This is a genomic window from Novosphingobium bradum, assembly GCF_042646485.1.
Taxonomy (GTDB): domain Bacteria; phylum Pseudomonadota; class Alphaproteobacteria; order Sphingomonadales; family Sphingomonadaceae; genus Novosphingobium; species Novosphingobium bradum.
Map to the genome: position 1 here is coordinate 361991 of NZ_JBHRTQ010000007.1, position 19134 is coordinate 381124.

Here is a 19134-nt window from a genome sequence, read left to right on the forward strand (position 1 = left end):
GCCGGCCTTGCGGGCCAGGCCTTGCTGTCATGGCCGGGCGGTCATGGCCGGGCAGGGCATTTCGCCGGATCGGCGCCGCCCACCAGCTTGACCTCGGCAATGTCGAGCGCGAGCGGCGCGCTCGCCTCGATCGTCAGGTAGTCGGTGATCCGCGAAAAGTCTGCCCCGGCGGCGGCGAAGCAGGCGAAGGGGATCAGCATGGTCTGCCAGGTGCCGGGCGCGGCCACCAGGCCGGCTCCCGAAAGCCGGCCACCGGCAAGGGCGATGATCGGCGCCTGCGCCGGCTGGCCGATCACCCGCAGGGTCAGCGAAAGGCCATGGTCGGCCTTGGCTTCGCGCGCGAAGTCGAGCACGGGGCCGGTGAAGCGCAGCCGGACCGGGGCCGTGCCCGACCAGCCAAAGCGCAGCGCGCCGCCCTGGGCCTGCTCGGTATCGACCGGTTCCTGCCGGATCGCCGGGTCGGCCTGAAGTGCGAAGGGCGCGCGCACCTGCCCGCGCGAGAACACCACCGAGCGGTTGACGCTGGCCGCATCGAGGCCGGGATCCTCGCTCAGCCTGGGCGTCTGGCCGCCGTGGGCATAGGCAAGGCCGAAGCCGAGCGGGAACAGCGGCTCATAGCCCGGCGCCCCCCGGTTCAGCGCGAACTGGTCGGCGCGCCGGGGCCAGCTGTAGGACAGGCGCCCGGTGAAATCGTGGCGCGCCCGGCCATCGGCGGTGCCGACGAGCACGTCGGCAATCCCGCCGCCTTCCGAGCCGGGCAGCCAGGCCGCGACAAAGGCGTCCGACTGGTTGATCTCCGGATTGACCCAGAGCGGGCGCCCGGAGAGGAACACCGAGACGGTCGGCACGCCGGCGGCCTTGAATTTCTTGAGCAAGGCCAGCGCGCGCTTGTCGCCCGGCTCGAATTCCAGCGTGGCGAGATCGCCGGCGGTCTCGGCATAGGGCGTCTCGCCGAAGACCACGATCGCCACGTCGGGCCGCGTGTCATAGGCGCCGGTGGGGCTGAGCGTGGCCGTGCCGCCGCCCGCGCGCACCGCCTCGGCCAGCCCCGCCCAGATCGACTGGGCATTGGGGAAATCGGCATTGGTATTGCCGTCGCCCTGCCAGGTAAGGGTCCACCCGCCCGATTGCTGCGAAATCTGGTCGGCGGCTTCCCCGGCGACCAGCACCCGGGCATTGGCCTTGATCGGCAGCACGCCGTCATTCTTGAGCAGGACCAGGCTCTTGCGGACCGCTTCGCGGGCCAGCGCCCGGTGCTGCGCCGAGCCGACCACCTCGGGCTTGGTCTCATAGGGGCGCGGCGTGCCGAACAGGCCGAGCCTGAGCTTGATCCGCAGGATCCGGCGGACCGCATCGTCCACCCGGGCCAGCGGGATCACCCGGGCCTTCACATCGGCCAGGGTATTGGCGAACAGGGCTTTCCAGTCATTGGGGGCCATGGCCATGTCGACCCCGGCGTTGAAGGCGGCGGCGCAGTGGTCGGCGGTGCAGCCGGGAAGCTGGGCATGGCCGTTCCAGTCACCCACGACGAAGCCGCCGAACTTCATCCGCTCCTTGAGCACGCCGGTCAGCAGCGACCGGTTGCCGTGCATCTTCTGGCCGTTCCAGCTGTTGAACGAGGCCATGACCGTCATCGCCCCGGCATCGATCGCCGGGCCGTAGCCGGCGAAATGGATGCGGATCAGCTCGTCCTCGCTCACCCGCGTGTCGCCCTGGTCCACCCCGTCATGGGTGCCGCCGTCGCCAACGAAGTGCTTGGCCGTGGCGGCCACGAAGCCCCGGGCGATCGGCCGGGCCAGGCCGGCGCGGCCCTGGAGCCCTTCGATCATCGCGCCGGCATAGCTGGCGACCAGCGCGGGATCTTCCGAATAGCCCTCCAGCGTCCGGCCCCAGCGATCGTTCTGCGGGACGGCGAGGGTGGGGGCGAAGGTCCACTCGATGCCCGAGGCGGCGGACTCCTCCGCCGTCGCCCGCCCGATCCGGCGGATCAGCTCGGGATCGCGCGCCGCGCCCAGCGCGACGTTGTGGGGAAACAGGGTGGCGCCGCGGATATTGTTGGCGCCGTGAACCGCGTCGAAGCCGAAGATGATCGGGATCGGCTCGTGGCCGGGCCGTGCCTCGAGCGCCACCGCGTCATAGGCCCGGCGGCTGGCGACCCAGGGGGCCGGGCCGGATCGCGGGGTTGCCCCCAGCGGCGCGGCGCCGCCGCCGCCCAGGATGCTGCCCAGCGGATAGCGGCGCAGGTCCTCCGGCGTCACCGAGCGGATTTCACCCTGGATCATCTGCCCGATCTTTTCCTCGAGCGTCATGCGCGCGAGCATCCGGTCGATCGTCCGTTCGGCCTGGCGGTCGACCAGCACCGAGGCCTTGCGGGCGGGCCATTTCTCGGGGTGGGCAACCTGCGCCAGCGCCGACGAGCCGGTGGCGAGCAGGGTGGCCAGCAGCAGCGCTGTCCGGCGCCGGAAAGCGCGGTTGGTTGGCTTGGTCGTCATGGCGCCACTCCCTTGGAATCTGGTCTGTGTTAGCGCTCCCTTTGCGCCGCGATGCAAGAGCCTTGCATCATCGTTGCAAGGCTCTTGCAGGGCCGTTGCACGCGGCGCGCGCGGGAGGCGGGCCTTACTTGCGCTTCGTGCCGAGATAGCGGTCGAAGAACTGCGCCATCACCTTCCAGGCCTGGCGCGATTCGGGAACGTCTGGCTCGGTGAACCCGCAATGGGTCATGGCTTCCCAAACGTGCAGCTCGGCGGTCGCGCCGGCGTCGACCAGCTTGGCGTGCAGGTTGAGCGACGGGGAAAGGCCGATGTCGCGGGTGCCCGAGACGATCAGGGTGGGAGGGAACTTGCTCAGGATCTCGGGATGCTCAATCGGGGAGAGCACCGGATCGTTGGGGTTCGCGCCGCGGAAATAGGGCATATACTGGGTGGCATTGAGGCCCGGCGGCAGCGGCGGCATGGGCCAGCCCATGAGCGGGGCCGCAACATAGTTGCTGTCGCCCGAGCCGCGGATCTGCGATCCCGAGCCGAAGATGCCGGCGGCGCCAGGGCGGGGCACGCCGTGAGTCTGGAACCAGGCAAGCGTCTGGCCGGTGAGCATCCCGCCCGCCGAACAGCCGAAAATCCCGATGTTTTCCGCACGGTAGGTCTTGAGAAGTTCGCGGTAGACCGCCACGACGTCTTCGCTGGCGGCGGGAAAGCGATGTTCGGGGGCCATGCGGTAGTCCACCGTGACGACCTTGATCCGCCCGGCCCAGGCCACCGGAATCGATTCGACCTGCCCGCCAAATCGCGCGCCGGTGGTGAAGCCGCCGCCGTGGAGGTTGATCAGCACGCGGTTGCGGTTGCGCGGGGCGATGCCGGCCTTGGGCGTGATCACGTCGGTCTGCACGCCGGCGATCACCTGGGGGTCGATGCTGACCGCAAGAGCCTGCATCTGCCGCTCCTTCATCGGGATCAACTTGGCATCCTCGATCGCGCGCTGGTCGGCGATGGTGCGCGCCGGCTTGGTGGCGGCGACTCGGTTTTCTTCCATCAGGCGCAGGTAGGCCGCCTTGGCCTCAGGCGTGGCGAGCTCCGAAAAGGGGATCGGCACCGAGGGCAGGCGAACCGTGGCATTGCCATCGATCACCGGCACGGTGGACTGGGCGAACGCCAGCGAGGCGGGCGGCGCGATGCACCCGATGAGGAGCAGGGTTTTCAGAATCGCTCGCACGCAAAGATCTCCATTCCACGATGCAACGGGGGAATCATCGACCCGGCACGCAGCGCCGATCGGCTCTCCGCGCGCCCGGTGTGGGTGTGATCGCTTATGATCGATGATGGCCGATTTACAACAGGGTAGTTGGGCCAGGCACGGCAAGGCCGCATCACGCGCGAGCCGCGCGCCATGCCGGCGGCGCTCGCGGCGGCGAACCGGCGGGGTGGCCGAACGGGCCGGCCTATTGCGCGATGATCACCTTGACCTGGTTGCGCTGGAGGATGGCCTCCATGTCCGGCGGCACGGCATCGGTGATGATCGTGTCCACTTCATCCAGCTTGCACACGATCGTGCCCGACTGGTCGCGGAACTTGCTGGAATCGACCAGCAGGATCACTTCTTCCGCGCGGTCGATCAGCCGGCGCTCGGCCGCGACCAGGATGATGTCGGCCTGCATGATCCCCTGCGGCCCGACCGACGCCGCGCCCATGAACAGCTTGGGCGCATGGAACCGCGGCATCGATTCCTCGCCGGCCGCGGCGAGGATGATGTTCTGCTCGCGGAACACCGAACCGGAGGGGACGAGGATCCCGGTACCCTCCTGCGGGAGCAGCGCGTTGACGATGTGGAGCGAGTTGGTCAGCACCTGGCAGCGCAGCCCGGAAAGGTGGGGGCACATCTGCAGGGTGGTGGTCCCGCCATCGACCATGATCCCCTCGCCGGGGCTGACCAGCGCGGCGGCGGCCTTGCCGATCGCGCGCTTGGCCGCGGCGTTGAGGGTGATCGACTGGTCGAACGGGGTGCCGACCAGCCGCGGCGCCATGTCGACCGGTTCGGCCTGTTTGGCTCCACCATGCACGCGGACGATCCGGCCTTCCTCCTCCAGGCGGGTGAGGTCGCGCCGGATCGTGGCGGGGGAGGCTTCGAGCAGGCACTCCAACTCGCGGTAGGAGACGAACCCGGTTGGCCCCAACGCCTCGACGATCAGCCGTTCGCGCTCAGCCGCGTGCATTGCCTTCCCCCCGTTCCGATTCAGGCTCTCTGCCGTTCGGCCTCGAGTTGTTCAAGCGATTTGCCTTCGTTGCGCGGCGCCCACAGGTAGCCGATCACCCCGCTGATCACCAGGAACCCGGTGAGGATCCAGGCGAGGTTCGAGAAACCGGTGGCATTGAGCATCGGCACGAAGAAGCTGAACACGCCCAGCGCGATCCGCACGATGGCAAAGCAGATGCCCTGTGCCGTGGCGCGCAGCGCGGTGGGGAACTGGTCGGCGCTCCACAGCTGGAAGAAGCTCTGCGCGCCGAACCCGCCGCCGAACTGGAGCAGGAAGACATAGAGCAGGGCGATCGGGATGGTCAGCGGGAACACGGCCAGCAGGGCCATGCCGATCACCTGGATCACGGCCGAGGCGATGAACAGTTGGCGCTGGTTGACCTTGTCGACCAGCTTCATGAACACGAACCAGATCGAGACCATGCCGATGAAGAACGACAAGGCCTGGATCGCCACCGACTGGGCCTGGGTGGCCGCGCCCACGGTGTGCAGGATATAGGGGAAGAAGAACCCGTTGGTCCCCGCCCACAGGTTCCAGAAGCCGTACATTCCCACCAGCCCGAGGATCGAGGCGAGGTGATGCCCGCGGAACAGCGAGGACAGCGGCGGAGCTTCCTGCGTGGCCTGTGCCTGCGCTTCCTCCCAGCGGCGCGATTCCTTCATCCGGCTTCGCAGGAAGGTGAGGCCCAGCGCCAGGACCAGCAGGTGGGCGAAGACAATCCGCGCGCCGAGCAGGCCGAGGTTGGTCAGGGCCAGGCTCATCAGCAGGACGACCACCGGGCCGAGATACCACAGCACCTGGGCCGCGCCCGAATGCTTGCCGCGCGCATCGTCGGGCGCCTGTTCGGCGATCAGCGACCACGAGGCGGGAATGTCGGCGCCCACCGCGAGGCCGACGATGAGGAAGCCGGTGACGATCATCCACGGCGCCACCGCGAAGACCAGCAGCGCCATGCCCGCCGCATAGACCAGCATATCCCACTGGTAGATCTTCTTGCGGCCGAACTTGTCGCACAGCCGCCCGCCGACCAGGGCGCCAACCCCCGCGCCGATGGCATTGGGGCCGAAAGCGCCAAGCACGCCGAGATAGCTTTCCGACAGGCCGAAATGCTCTTGCCACAGCGCGAGGGCGACCGAGGCCGAGACGATCGAGCCGGCGTCGATATAGTTGGCGAGGCCGGCGAGGATCGTGTCCCGCCAGCTGCCCGAATTTGCGGTGTTGCTCATTTCAGTCCCTCTCCCGCCAGGATGGTCTTGTCGATGTCGGCGATTCTGGTGGTGCCGGTGAGGGCCAGCGCGATCCGCATCTCGGCCTCGATGACGCCCAGCATCTTCGTGATCCCCGCTTCGCCGCCGGCGGCCAGCGCCCAGGCCCAGGCCCGGCCGAGCAGCACGCCCTTGGCGCCCAGCGCCAGCAGGCGGACCACATCAAGGCCCGAGCGCACGCCGCCATCGGCCAGCACGGTCAGCCGGTCGCCCACGGCCTGGGCGATCGGGGTCAGGGCGCGCGCGGTGGACAGCACGCCGTCAAGCTGGCGGCCGCCGTGGTTGGAGACGACGATGCCATCGGCCCCGAGGTTGGCGGCTTCCTTGGCGTCCTCGGGATCGAGGATGCCCTTGATGATCAGCGGTCCCTTCCATTCCGAACGGATGAATTCGAGATCGCGCCAGTTGATCGAGGGGTCGAAATTGTTCCGCATCCAGGCGAAGAAATCCTCGATCCCCGTGCGGCCCTGAAGGACCGGGGCGACATTGCCGAGCGTGTGCGGGCGGCCCCACAGGCCCACGTCCCAGGCCCAGTGCGGGCGTAGCATGGCCTGGCCCACCCGCCACAGCGCGCCCTTGAGGCCGGGCGAACCGGCCAGGCCCGTGTGGTAATCGCGGTAGCGGCTGCCGGGCACCGGCATATCGACGGTAAAGATCAGCGCCGAACACTGGGCGGCGACCGCCTGGGCCATCAGGTCCTTCATGAAGGCGCGGTCGCGGATCATGTAGAGCTGGAACCAGAACGGCCGCGAGGCGGCATCGGCGACTTCGCCCAGCGGGCAGGCGCCCACGGTGGAAAGGGTGAAGGGGATGCCCGCCTTTTCCGCCGCGCGCACGGCCTGGCGTTCTCCGCGCCGGGCGTTGAGGCCGGCCAGCCCGATCGGGGCGAGGGCGACCGGCAGGGCCAGCTTCTGGCCGAACAGCTCGGTCGACAGGTCAAGCTGCGAAACGTCGCGCAGCACCCGCTGGCGCAGGGCGATATCGGCGAGATCCGAGACGTTGCGCTTCAGCGTGGCCTCGGCATAGGAGCCGCCATCGATATATTCGAACAGGAACCGCGGCAGGCGGCGCTTGGCGGCCTCCCGGAAATCGGCAACGGAAGCGGTGATCATGCGGCGAGAGCCTCGACTTGTGCGGCCCAGCGGGCGCGGTATCGGGTGAGGTCCTGGTCGAGCGGGACCACGCGGACCAGTTCGCCCGCGGGCCTGAGTTCGGGATCGACCAGCCGCAGCGCGCCGAACGAAACGTCGTTGTGGGCATTGGCGGTGTAGATCGCGCAATCAGGGCGCAGGGCGGCGAGCGCGCGCACGAAGACCTCGGCCTCGGCGAAGCGGCCCTCCACCAGCACGCGTTCCTTGCTGCCGATCAGGCTGAGCGACACGTCGGCGACCAGCGCGGCATAGAGGCAGGCGGCGGCGCGGCGCTGGTACCAGTCGTCCGGGCGATTGCGGAAATCGAAGCGCCCCTGGGGGAAGGGACCGCAGCCGGCGGCGATGGTCGGCAGGATCATCGTATCGGCGGCCAGCACCTGCGGCACGGCGGCGAGCAGGGCGGGCTGGTCGGGCTTGATATCCACCCGGCGGGTGTCGATCTCGATCAGGGTCTCGATCTCGCGGCCGCCCATGAACCGCGCCGAGGGCGCCGGCCGGCCATAGGCATCGACGTTGACCAGGCAATCGCGCGCTTCGGGCAGGCTGGCGGTATCGACCGGCTCGGCCGGCAGGCGCATCCCGATGAACCAGGTGCCGGTGGAGAGCACGGTGGCCTCGTTGCCGGCGATCTCGGCGAAGCCGCGCGCGGCAAGGAGGGCCGCGTTGGAATCGTGGAGGCCGGCCAGCACTTCGACCCGGGGCGAAAGGCCGGTGGCCTCGGCCATTTGCGCGGTGAGCGTTCCGACCACGTCGGCCGCGCGGACGACCGGGGCAAAGCGATCGGCCCAGCCCAGGCGCCGGGCCATCGGCGCGAAATCGGCTTCGGCGGGGCACCACAGATCGGAATGGCAGCCAAGGCTGGTGACCTCGCTGACCGCGCGGCCGGTGAGCAGCCAGGCCCAGTATTGCGCCCAGGGCAGCAGGGTGGCCCGGGCCATGGCCTCGGGATGGAGGCGCTCCAGCCAGTAGAGCTGGCTGCCGATGTTGAGGCCGTCGGGCAGGGCGGGGGAGCCGGTGAGCGCGAAGGGATCGCGCTCGGCCCGGTAGGCCGCCATGACGTCGGCCGGGATGACCTGTTCGTAGTCCAGCGGGGGAAAGGCCAGGGCGCCATCGACCAGCGCGACCACGCCGGCGCCGTGGCCGACCGGGATGATCCGCTCGACCGGGTGGGCGGCAAACCGGGCCAAGGTTTCGACCAGCCAGGCGCCGATGCCTTCGACGTCGAGCCGGCGCACGCCCTCGGCCGTGACCAGCCGGTTCGGGCGCACGTGGCGATCCACCATGCGGCCGTCACGCGTCCACAGGCTGACCTTGCTCAGCGTCTTGCCGAGATCGATGACGATGGTTGCGCCCTTGTCCAAGCGCTTCTCTCCCATTCCGCTTTCAAACGATCACTAGCAATCATTCTTGATCATTTCCAGTAGAAATGTTAGCACCCGGACCAGAAGGCGCAATGACGCCGCAGCCGTAAAAGGGATGCCATGAACGCCGAGACCACGATTTCCCCCCGGAATGCCGCTGCCGCCCTGCCGTTTGCCGTGCCGACCAGCCGCTGGGACGACTCGGTGGCCGCCCGGCTCAGCCCGGCCGAGCTGCTGCTCTATCGCTCGAACCTGCTGGGTTCGGACCTGACCGTTACCAATTTCGGCGGCGGCAACACCTCGGCCAAACTGACCGAAACCGATCCGCTGACCGGCGCGAGCACCGAGGTGCTGTGGGTCAAGGGTTCGGGCGGGGATATCGGCTCGATGAAGCTCGATGGCTTCGCCACGCTCTACCAGGACAAGCTGCTCGGGCTGGAAAAGCACTATGCCGGGCCGGACGATGACGACAAGATGGTCGGCTTCCTCCCGCACTGCACCTTCAACCTCAATGGCCGCGCCGCCTCGATCGATACCCCGCTGCACTCGCTGCTGCCCTTTGCCCATGTCGATCACGTCCACCCCGATGCGATCATCGCGCTGGCCGCCTCGTCGGGCGGCGAGGCCGCGACGAAGGAAATCTGGGGCGGCAAGATCGGCTGGCTGGGCTGGAAGCGCCCGGGCTATACCCTGGGCGTGATGCTGCGCGATTACGTGGCCGCCAATCCCGGGATCGAGGGCGTGATGCTTGCCGGCCACGGGATCATCTGCTGGGCCGACGATGCGAAGGCCTGCTATGATCATACCGTGCGGCTGATCGCGGACGCGGCGAACTATCTCAACGGCAAGCTGGCCGGCGGGCCGGCCTTCGGCGGCCAGGTCGTCACCCCCAACCCGGAGCGCGCGGCCATCGCCGCCGATCTCATGCCCCGCCTGCGCGGCTTCATGACCGGCGCGCGCCGCAAGCTCGGTCACTTTTCGGACGATGCCGAGGCGCTGGAATTCGTCGGCTCGGCCGACTTCGCGCGGCTGGCCGCGCTGGGCACCTCGTGCCCCGATCACTTCCTGCGGACCAAGATCGCCCCGCTCACCCTCGATCCGGCGCGGATTCAGGACGATGCCTATCTGGCCGAGCAGGTCAGCGCCTACCGCGATCTCTATGCCGCCTATTACGAGCGCTGCAAGCGGCCGAACAGCCCGGCGATGCGCGATTCCAACCCGGTGGTCGTGCTGGTGCCGGGCGTTGGCCGGATCACCTTCGCCACCGACAAGACCACGGCGCGCCTGGCCGGCGAGTTCTATGGCAATGCGATCAACGTGATGCGCGGGGCCGAGGCGATCGGCGACTACATCGCGCTCGACGAGCAGGAAGCCTTCGATATCGAATACTGGCTGCTGGAAGAAGCCAAGCTCCAGCGGATGCCGGCGCCCAAGCCCATGGTCGGGCGGATTGCCCTCGTTACCGGCGGGGCCGGCGGGATCGGCGCGGCGACCGCGGCGCGGCTGCTGCGCGAAGGCGCCTGCGTGATGCTGGCTGACCGCGATGCAACCGCGGTGCAAGAGGTCTGCAACGGCTTTGCCGGCCAGTTCGGCAAGGACGTGGTCCGCGCCACCGTGTGTGACGTGACCGACGAGGCCCAGGTCGCCGCCGCCTTCGCCGCCACTGCGCGCGAATTCGGCGGGCTTGACGTGCTGGTGGCCAATGCCGGCATCGCCTCGTCGGCGCCGATCGAGCAGACCACGGTTGAACTGTGGAACCGCAATTTCGACGTGCTGGCCCAGGGCTATTTCCTGACCTCGAAGCACGCCTGGCCGCTGCTGAAGCGGATGAAGGAGCAGGGCGGGACCTCGGTCGTGTTCATCGGCTCGAAGAATGCCGTGGCCGCCGCCGCTGGCGCCTCGGCCTATGCCTCGGCCAAGGCTGCCGCCAACCACCTGGCCCGCTGCCTCGCGCTGGAAGGCGCGCCCGAGGGCATCCGGGTCAACGTGGTGAACCCCGACGCGGTGATCCGCGGCAGCAAGATCTGGGACGGCGACTGGCGCAAGGAACGCGCCGCTTCCAACAAGGTCGATGCCGGCGACGAGCTGGAAGCGCACTACCGCAACCGCTCGATGCTCAAGCGCGACGTGCTGCCCGAGGACATCGCCGAGGCCGCCTACTGGCTGGGTTCGGACCAGTCCGCCAAGTCGACCGGCAACATGATCAACGTCGATGCGGGCAACGTGCAGGCCTTCACCCGTTAAAGCGGGGAAGGCCGGCGAGAACCAGGCAGTGATCCCGGCCGGGTCAAGTGGCCGGGATCGCGGCGAAACGGGAGAGACGTGACATGAAGTTTCGCCATGCCCTGGCATTTGCCCTGGCTGCCGCGCCGGTTCCGGTCGCCGCGCAGCTGGCGGTGCCGCCGCAAGGGTCCGCCACGCCCCCGGCCGGCAGCGCGGCGATCCCGCTTTACGGCAAGGACACGCCCGGCAGTCCGCGCGACGAGGTCGAGACGCGGTTCATGGGGCGAGAGACGGTGATCCGCAACATCACCTACCCGACCCTGACCCCGATCCTGCCCGCGCCGGGCAAGGCCAATGGCGCGGCCGTGCTCGTGCTGGCCGGCGGGGGGTTCCAGATGCTCTCGCTCCAGAACGAAGGCTGGCGCGTTGCCCAGGCCCTGGCCGATCACGGAGTGGCGGCCTTCGTGGTCAAGTACCGGCTCAACCCGTCGGAGCGCGACGACAAGGCCTGGATGGCGACCATGGCCCGGCTGATGGGCGGCGCGAGCCCCGCCGGCAAAGCCGGAAAGCCGCCGGAAATCCGCGAACCGCGCGCGACTGACGATGCCCTGGCCGCGCTGCGCGTGGTGCGCGCTCGGGCGGGCGAATGGGGCGTCGATCCCCGCCGCGTCGGGATGATCGGCTTTTCGGCCGGCGCGATCACCACGCTCAACGCGGTCCTCCAGGCGACCGACCGGCAGCCCGGCCCCGACTTCATCGGCTATATCTATGGGCCGATGGCGGCCGTGACCGTTCCGGCCGGCGCGCCGCCGATGTTCGCCGCCCTGGCGATGGACGATCCCTTGTTCGGCAATGGCGACTTTTCGATCGTCTCGGCCTGGCACGCGGCGAAGAAGCCGGTCGAACTTCATGCCTATGCCGGGGGCAGCCACGGCTTCGGCATGGGCACGCCCGGCACGACCAGCACCTTGATGATGTCCCAATTCCTGGCCTGGATGCAATCCCGAGGCCTCCTTGAAGCAAAGGCAAGACCATGACCCTGCCCATTTCCGCCGACCTCATCGCCGAGCACAATGCCGCCAACGCCGAGGCGCTGGAGGAAGACTATGCCGCGCTGGGCCGCAAGCTCGCGCGCACCGGCATCGACATCGACGCGATCAAGGACCGCGTGGCGGGCTTCTCGGTGGCCGTGCCTTCGTGGGGCGCGGGCCGGGGCGGCACCCGCTTCGCCAAGTTCCCGATTGCCGGCGAGCCGACCAACATCCACGAGAAGCTGGAGGATTGCGCGGTCATCAACCAGCTTTCGCGCGTCACCCCGCGCGTCTCGCCGCACTTCCCCTGGGACAAGGTGACCGATTTCAAGGCGCTGCGCGAGGAAGCCGCCGAGCTGGGGCTGGGCTGGGACGCGGTCAATTCCAACACCTTCCAGGACCAGGCCGGTCAGGCGCACACCTATGCCAACGGCTCGCTTTCGGCGCAGGACGCGGCGACCCGCCAGCAGGCGGTCGACCACAACATCGAATGCATCGAATATGGCCGCCAGCTCGGCTCGACCGACCTCACCGTGTGGGTGGGCGATGGCACCAACTTCCCCGGCCAGCAGGACTTCGCCCGCAGCCTCGATCGCTATCTCGATGGCGCGAGCCAGATCTATGCCGCCCTGCCGGACGACTGGCGGATGCTGCTGGAACACAAGATGTTCGAGCCGGCGTTCTATTCGACCGTGATCTCGGACTGGGGCAGCTCGATCCTGGCCGCGCAGGAGCTTGGCCCCAAGGCCAAGTGCCTGGTTGATCTTGGCCACCACGCGCCCAACGTGAATATCGAGCAGATCGTGGCCCGCCTCCACCGCTTCGGCAAGCTGGGCGGCTTCCACTTCAACGACAGCAAGTATGGCGACGACGATCTCGATTCCGGCTCGATCAACCCGCACCAGCTGTTCCTGGTGTTCAACGAGCTGGCCGAGGCCGAGGCCAACCCGCGGGACGGCTTCCGCCCCAGCTACATGATCGACCAGTCGCACAACGTGACCGATCCGATCGAATCGATGCTTTCCTCGGCCGAGGCGATCACCCAGTGCTATGCCAAGGCCAGCCTGGTCGACCGCGCAGCGCTGCATGGCGCGCAGGAGGCCAACGACACGATGATGGCCTTCCAGGCGCTGCGCCGGGCCTACAACATCGACGTTGCCCCGATCCTCGCCAAGGCGCGGGTGGAAGCTGGCGGCGCCTTCGACGTGCTGGCCGTCTACCGCGACAGCCGCTGGCGCGACCGCAAGGCGCAGGAGCGCAAGGCCGTGGGGCTGGGCGCGGGGATCGTCTGATCCCGGCCCCGGGGATCGTCTGATCCCGGCCCCGGGCGAACCGGCCGCTGGCGCACTTCACCGATTGACGCAAGCGGCGGGTCCGCCATAACGGGCCGGCGCGGTGTCCGGCATCCGCAAGCGCTGGGGGAGGCGGGCTTGAACAATCCGATCTGCCCGTCGCTGCGCGGCCCCGCCGCGCCAGTCTGAACGCCCCCCGCGTCGGTCATGCACCCGCGCCTTCCGAACGAACAGCAGGAATCCATCCCATGGCCCTCATTCCCAGCTCCTCTGAAAATCCGGCCTCGCCGGTGACGGAAGGCAGCACCCCGCACGTCAATGCGCCGCAATTGCAGCTGTTCGTCATGGCGCTGTTCTTCATCTTCGGCGGCATCACCAGCCTGAATGACGTGATCATTCCCAAGCTGAAGGAGCTGTTCACGCTCAACTACACCCAGGCCATGCTGGTGCAGTTCTGCTTCTTCACCGCCTATGCCCTGGTGGGCATTCCGGGCGCCATGCTGGTCAAGCGGATCGGCTATATGCGCGGCGCGGTGGCCGGCCTGCTGACCATGATGACCGGCTGTCTGCTGTTCATCCCGGCCTCGCAGAGCGCCTCCTACCCGGTGTTCCTGCTGGCGCTGTTCGTGCTGGCGAGCGGGGTCGTGGTGGTGCAGGTGGTGGCCAATCCGCTGATCTCGCTGCTTGGCCCGGCCTCCACCGCGCACAGCCGGCTGACCTTCGCCCAGGCGTTCAATTCGCTGGGGACGACCGTGTTTCCCTATTTCGGATCGCTGCTGATCCTGGGCAGCCTGGCCTCGAAGAGCGCACACCAGCTTTCCGGTGCCGAGCTTGACGCCTATCGCACGGCGGAAAGCGGCGCCATCGTTCGCGGCTACCTGGGCCTGGCCGTTGCGCTTGCCGTGGTAGCGCTCGCAGTCTGGTATTTCCGCAACCGGCTGAACGAGGAAAAGTCGGCCGAGGGCAGCAAGTTTGCCGGCGGCGACCTGCTGCGCCGCCCGCGCTTTGCCTTCGGCGCGCTCTGCATCTTCCTCTATGTCGGGGCGGAAGTCTCGATCGGCTCGCTGATCGTCAACTACCTGATGCAGGGCCATGTCATGGGCCTGCACGAACAGGCCGCCGGCAAGCTGATCGGGCTTTACTGGGGCGGAGCGATGGTTGGCCGGTTCATCGGTTCGGCGGTCCTGCGCTTCGTCAGCCCGGGCAAGGTGCTGGCCTTCAACGCAGCCGGCGCGATCCTGCTGGCGCTGATCTCCACCCAGACCTCGGGCATGGTTTCGGGCTACAGCCTTTTGGCGATCGGCCTGATGAACTCGATCATGTTCCCCACCATCTTCAGCCTGGCCTGCGAAGGGCTGGGGCCGCGATCGGCAGACGGTTCGGGGATCATCAACGTGGCGATCTTCGGCGGTGCGGTGCTGCCGCTGCTGACCGGGGCCATCGCCGATGCCGCCGGAAGCCTGGCCGTGGCGCTGGTCCTGCCGGCGGTGTGCTATGCGATCATCGCCGCCTTCGGTATCTACGCCCGCAAGCCGGCGGTCTGAAGGCTCGGCGCCGCCATGGTGGCGGCGCCGGCCCGGCCGGGCACGCGCCGGGCAAGAGGCAGGGGACAAGCGGACATGGCCGGCAGGTTTTTCGACCAATGGCAGGTGGGCGACCGGATCGAACACGAGATCCGGCGCACCGTCACCGAGACAGACAACCTCCTGTTCTCGACCATGACCCACAACCCCCAGCCGCTGCACATCGATGCCGAAGCGGCGCGGGCCAGCGAATTCGGCCAGATCCTGGTCAACGGCACCTTCACCTTCGCCCTCATGGTTGGCCTGTCGGTGGGCGAGACCACGCTGGGCACGCTGGTGGCCAACCTGGGCTATGACAAGCTGGTGATGCCGAGGCCGGTGTTCATCGGCGATACCATGCGCGCGACCAGCGAGGTGGTGGCGCTGAAGCCTTCGGGCTCGCGCCCCGGTGCCGGCATCGTCACCTTCCGCCACGAATTGATCAACCAGCGCGACGAGGTGGTCTGTTCCTGCCTGCGTTCGGCCATGGTCAAACGCGCGCCGGCCTGATTGGGGCGGCATGGGCATGGGCGGGGCGGCGGGATCGTCGCGCCGATGGCTTGTGCATAGCTCGGCCCTGCCGGCCCGGGCGGGTTGACAGGGAATCGCGAATGCTATTCCCTTTGTCGAAAGGCATACCATTGGGGGATCTCGGGGGGGGCGGACGGCAAGCGAAAAGCCCTAAGCCGACCGCTGGAGGGATCACCGGGCGGATCACAAGTGCCACTGCTGCGAACCGCGCTGGAAGAGCGCGGAGCACCCGGATTTGAGGATGTGATTCTGGTTTTTCCAGAATGGCTTGCAAGAAGAACTGAGAGGATCATGGGAACTTCGGATGGCGGCCGGCCGGGCCACTTTCACCAGGTGGTCGATTGCCAGTGGGCCTGCCCGGCGCACACGCCGGTCCCCGAATACCTGAGGCTGATCGCGGCCGGCCGCTATGCCGACAGCTACGAGATCAATTGGTGGTCCAACGTGTTTCCCGGCATCCTCGGCCGGGTCTGCGACCGTCCGTGCGAGCCGGCCTGCCGGCGCGGGCGGGTGGACGAGGAGCCGGTGGCGATCTGCCGGATGAAGCGGGTGGCGGCCGATCTCAAGGGCGATATCTCCGCCCGCCTGCCCAAGGCGCCGGAGCGCGGGAACGGCAAGCGGATCGCCTGCGTGGGCGCCGGCCCGGCCTCGCTCGCCGCCGCGCGCGACCTCGCGCTGGCCGGCTACAGCGTCACCGTGTTCGACAACCTGACCCGCCCGGGCGGGATGATGCGAAGCCAGATCCCCAAGTTCCGCCTGCCCGACAGCGTGATCGACGAGGAATGCGGCTATGTGGAAGCGCTGGGCGTCGAGGTGGTGCAGAACCGGTATGTCGGCAGCCTGAAGGACCTGCGCGCCGAAGGCTGGGACGCCATCTTCGTCGGCACCGGCGCCCCGCGCGGCCGCGAGGCGGACCTGCCGGGCCGCCAGGAAGCGGGCGCTCATATCCACATCGGGATCGACTGGCTGTCCAACATCGCCTTTGGCCACGTGGACACGGTGGGCAAGCGGGTGATCGTGCTGGGCGGCGGCAATACCGCGATGGACTGCTGCCGCTCCTCGCTGCGCCTTGGCGCCGAGGAAGTGAACGTCATCGTCCGCTCGGGCTTCGAGGAGATGAAGGCCTCGCCCTGGGAGAAGGACGAGGCGCTGCACGAGGGCGTGGCCATCCGCAACTGCATGGTGCCGATGGCCTTCGAGCATGAGGCCGGAAAGCTGACCGGCGTCACCTTCGAGCACGTGGAAGTGCAATACGACGAGGCGGGCAAGCGCCGTCTGGCCCCCACCGGCCGGATGGAAACGGTCCCCTGCGACCAGGTGCTGGTGGCGATCGGCCAGGAAAATTCGTTCCCCTGGATCGAGCGCGACATCGGGCTGGAATTCGACAAGTGGGATATGCCGGTCCTCAATGAGCAGACCCTGCAATCGACCGTGGCGGACGTGTTCTTCGGCGGCGATGCGGCGCTTGGCCCCAGGAACATCATCGAGGCCGTGGCCCAGGGCCACCGCGCGGCGGTGTCGATCGACCTGTACCTCAGCGGCAAGGATGTCGTCGCCGACCGGCCGGGCGAACGGGTGACCCTGGCCAGCCAGAAGATGGGCATCCACGAATGGGCCTACGACAACGACATCTCCGAGGACGATCGCCAGCAGATGGCGACGCTGAACCTCGCGGCCGCGCTCAAGGACATCAAGCTGGAGCTTGAGCTGGGCTTCGACGTGGAGAAGGCCTGCTCGGAAGCCGCGCGCTGCCTCAACTGCGACATGGCCACGGTCTTCACCGCGCCCACCTGCATCGAGTGCGACAGTTGCGTCGATATCTGCCCGACCGAATGCATCACCTTTACCCAAGGCGGCGAGGACGCCGAACTGCGCGCCCGCCTGAAGGCTCCCGCGCCCAACCTGGAGCAGCCGCTCTACATCGAAGGCGGGCTGAAGACCGGGCGGGTCATGGTCAAGGACGAGAACCTGTGCCTGCACTGCGGCCTGTGTTCGGAGCGCTGCCCGACCAATGCCTGGGATATGCAGAAGGTGGAATGGCTGGTGCCCCAGGCGCCCAAGGCCTGCGCCACCCCCGGCACCACCCCCGAACTGGCTGTGGAGGCCTGAGCGATGACCGCGACCCAGACCCTTTCCGCCATCGCGGCCACCAACGATTTCGTGGTCAAGTTCGCTAACGTCAACGGTTCCGGCTCGGCCTCGGCCAACGAGATGTTGGCCCGTTCGATCATCCGGATGGGGGTGCCGGTTTCCCCGCGCAACATCTTCCCCTCCAACATCCAGGGGATGCCCACCTGGTACGAGGTGCGCGTTTCGGAGAAAGGCTGGCTCGGCCGGCGCGGCGGCTGCGACATGATGGTGGCGATGAACCCGCAGACCTGGGACCGCGACGTGGCCGAGATCGATGCCGGCGGCTACCTGTTCCACGATTCCACCAGGGAACTGCCGCGCAGCAAATTCCGGGACGACATCAACGTGATCGGCATTCCGCTCACCGCGATCTGCGCGCGCGAATTTTCCGATCCGGGCCAGCGCAAGCTGTTCAAGAACATCCTCTATGTCGGCGCGCTGGCTGCCCTGCTCGATATCGAGCTGGAGGTGGTCGAAGGGCTGATCGCCCGGCAATATCGCGGCAAGGACAAGCTGATCGAGGGCAACCGCGAGGCCGCGCGGATCGGCCATGCCCATGCCCGCGAACACTTCGCCTGCCCGCTGCCGATCAGGGTGAAACGCGCCGACGGGGTGGGCGACCGCGTGTTCATCGATGGCAACAGCGCCGCCGGCCTTGGCGCGGTCTATGGCGGGGCCACGGTCTGCGGCTGGTATCCGATCACCCCCTCCACCTCGGTGGTCGAGGCCTTCACCACCTATTGCCGCAAGTACCGCACCGATCCCGATAGCGGCGCGGCCAACTATGCGATCGTTCAGGCCGAGGACGAGCTGGCCTCGATCGGCATGGTCATCGGCGCGGGCTGGAACGGCGCGCGCGCCTTCACCGCCACCTCGGGGCCGGGCATTTCCTTGATGCAGGAATTCCTCGGCCTGTCCTACTTCGCGGAAATCCCCTCGGTGGTGATCGACGTGCAGCGCGGCGGGCCGTCCACCGGGATGCCGACCAAGACCCAGCAATCGGACCTGCTGCTCTGCGCCTATGCCAGCCACGGCGACACCCGCCACGTGCTGCTGTTCCCCGAAGACCCGCACGAATGCTTCACCATGACCGCGCAGGCCTTCGATCTGGCGGAACGCTTGCAGACCCCGGTCTTCGTGATGACCGACCTCGACATCGGCATGAACGAGCGCCTCTCGGCCCCCTTCGCCTGGGACGATGCGCGCAGCTATGATCGCGGCAAGGTGCTGAGTGCCGCCGATCTCGATGCCGGCAAGCTGTTTGGCCGCTACGAGGACGTGGACGGCGATGGCATCCCCTGGCGCACCCTGCCGGGTGGGCATCCGTCCAAGGGTGCCTTCTTCACCCGGGGCACCAGCCGCAACGCCAAGGCGACCTATTCCGAGGACGGGCGCGACTATGTCTACAACATGGAGCGTCTGCGCCAGAAGTTCGAGACCGCCAAGAGCCTGGTCCCCGCGCCGGAAGTGACCCCGGCCGGTCAGCCGACCCGCCTTGGGGTGATTTCCTACGGCTCGACCAGCCCGGCCATGCGCGAGGCGCTGGACCTGCTGGGGGCCGAAGGGTTGCATCTCGATGCGCTCAGGGTTCGGGGCTTCCCGTTCAATGCCGAGGTCGAGGCATTCGTCGATGCCCACGATTTCGTCTTCGTGGTCGAACAGAACGAAAGCGCCCAGCTTCGCACCCTGCTGGTCAACGAATGCGAGTTCGATCCGAAGAAGCTGGTGAAGGTGCTCCACTATGATGGCTCGCCGATCACCGCGCGGTTCATTGCCGGGGCCATCGCCGAGGCCATGAACACCCCGCGCCTGCGCCCGCTCGCTCCGATCAAGGGCTAAGC

Annotated in this window: 13 protein-coding genes; 7 read left to right on the forward strand and 6 right to left on the reverse strand. The window is 68.0% G+C overall.

Features of this window, described 5'->3' with window-relative positions:
- Positions 1-41: 41 nt before the first annotated feature.
- From ACFOD9_RS07640 to ACFOD9_RS07665, 6 genes are all read right to left on the reverse strand, one after another.
- A complete protein-coding gene (locus ACFOD9_RS07640) occupies positions 42-2492 on the reverse strand; it encodes a glycoside hydrolase family 3 protein (protein ID WP_379509490.1) in 2451 nt (816 codons plus the stop codon).
- Between the two features lie 124 nt (positions 2493-2616).
- Complete coding sequence (locus tag ACFOD9_RS07645) at positions 2617-3708, reverse strand: alpha/beta hydrolase (protein WP_379509491.1); 1092 nt, start codon at positions 3706-3708, stop codon at positions 2617-2619.
- Between the two features lie 226 nt (positions 3709-3934).
- Positions 3935-4705 (reverse strand): DeoR/GlpR family DNA-binding transcription regulator, encoded by a 771-nt coding sequence (locus ACFOD9_RS07650; protein ID WP_379509492.1) that lies wholly within the window; start codon positions 4703-4705, stop codon positions 3935-3937.
- A 20-nt stretch (positions 4706-4725) separates the two neighbouring features.
- The gene (locus tag ACFOD9_RS07655) at positions 4726-5973 is read right to left on the reverse strand and encodes an MFS transporter (RefSeq protein WP_379509493.1); all 1248 of its coding nucleotides are present in this window, start codon (positions 5971-5973) and stop codon (positions 4726-4728) included.
- The gene (gene lldD / locus ACFOD9_RS07660; RefSeq protein ID WP_379509494.1) at positions 5970-7124 is read right to left on the reverse strand and encodes an FMN-dependent L-lactate dehydrogenase LldD; all 1155 of its coding nucleotides are present in this window, start codon (positions 7122-7124) and stop codon (positions 5970-5972) included. Before lldD ends, ACFOD9_RS07655 begins: the two co-directional genes overlap by 4 nt.
- Positions 7121-8524 (reverse strand): FGGY-family carbohydrate kinase, encoded by a 1404-nt coding sequence (locus ACFOD9_RS07665; RefSeq protein ID WP_379509495.1) that lies wholly within the window; start codon positions 8522-8524, stop codon positions 7121-7123. Before ACFOD9_RS07665 ends, lldD begins: the two co-directional genes overlap by 4 nt.
- Before the next feature lie 120 nt (positions 8525-8644).
- On the opposite strand from ACFOD9_RS07665, the gene ACFOD9_RS07670 reads away from it, so the two are divergent.
- From ACFOD9_RS07670 to ACFOD9_RS07700, 7 genes are all read left to right on the forward strand, one after another.
- Positions 8645-10768, forward strand: coding sequence for a bifunctional rhamnulose-1-phosphate aldolase/short-chain dehydrogenase (locus ACFOD9_RS07670; protein WP_379509496.1), 2124 nt, complete (start codon positions 8645-8647; stop codon positions 10766-10768).
- A gap of 83 nt (positions 10769-10851) precedes the next feature.
- The gene (locus ACFOD9_RS07675; RefSeq protein ID WP_379509497.1) at positions 10852-11784 is read left to right on the forward strand and encodes an alpha/beta hydrolase; all 933 of its coding nucleotides are present in this window, start codon (positions 10852-10854) and stop codon (positions 11782-11784) included.
- Positions 11781-13070: an L-rhamnose catabolism isomerase gene (rhaI, locus tag ACFOD9_RS07680; protein ID WP_379509498.1), complete on the forward strand. Its 1290-nt coding sequence runs from the start codon at positions 11781-11783 to the stop codon at positions 13068-13070. The genes ACFOD9_RS07675 and rhaI overlap by 4 nt, the downstream gene beginning before the upstream one ends.
- Before the next feature lie 248 nt (positions 13071-13318).
- Positions 13319-14614, forward strand: coding sequence for a sugar MFS transporter (locus ACFOD9_RS07685; RefSeq protein ID WP_379509499.1), 1296 nt, complete (start codon positions 13319-13321; stop codon positions 14612-14614).
- A 15-nt stretch (positions 14615-14629) separates the two neighbouring features.
- Positions 14630-15142, forward strand: a complete 513-nt coding sequence (locus ACFOD9_RS07690) for a MaoC family dehydratase (protein WP_379509500.1) — start codon at positions 14630-14632, stop codon at positions 15140-15142.
- A gap of 312 nt (positions 15143-15454) precedes the next feature.
- Positions 15455-17272 (forward strand): FAD-dependent oxidoreductase, encoded by a 1818-nt coding sequence (locus ACFOD9_RS07695; protein ID WP_379509501.1) that lies wholly within the window; start codon positions 15455-15457, stop codon positions 17270-17272.
- A gap of 3 nt (positions 17273-17275) precedes the next feature.
- Positions 17276-19132, forward strand: coding sequence for a 2-oxoacid:acceptor oxidoreductase subunit alpha (locus ACFOD9_RS07700; protein ID WP_379509502.1), 1857 nt, complete (start codon positions 17276-17278; stop codon positions 19130-19132).
- Positions 19133-19134: the final 2 nt, after the last annotated feature.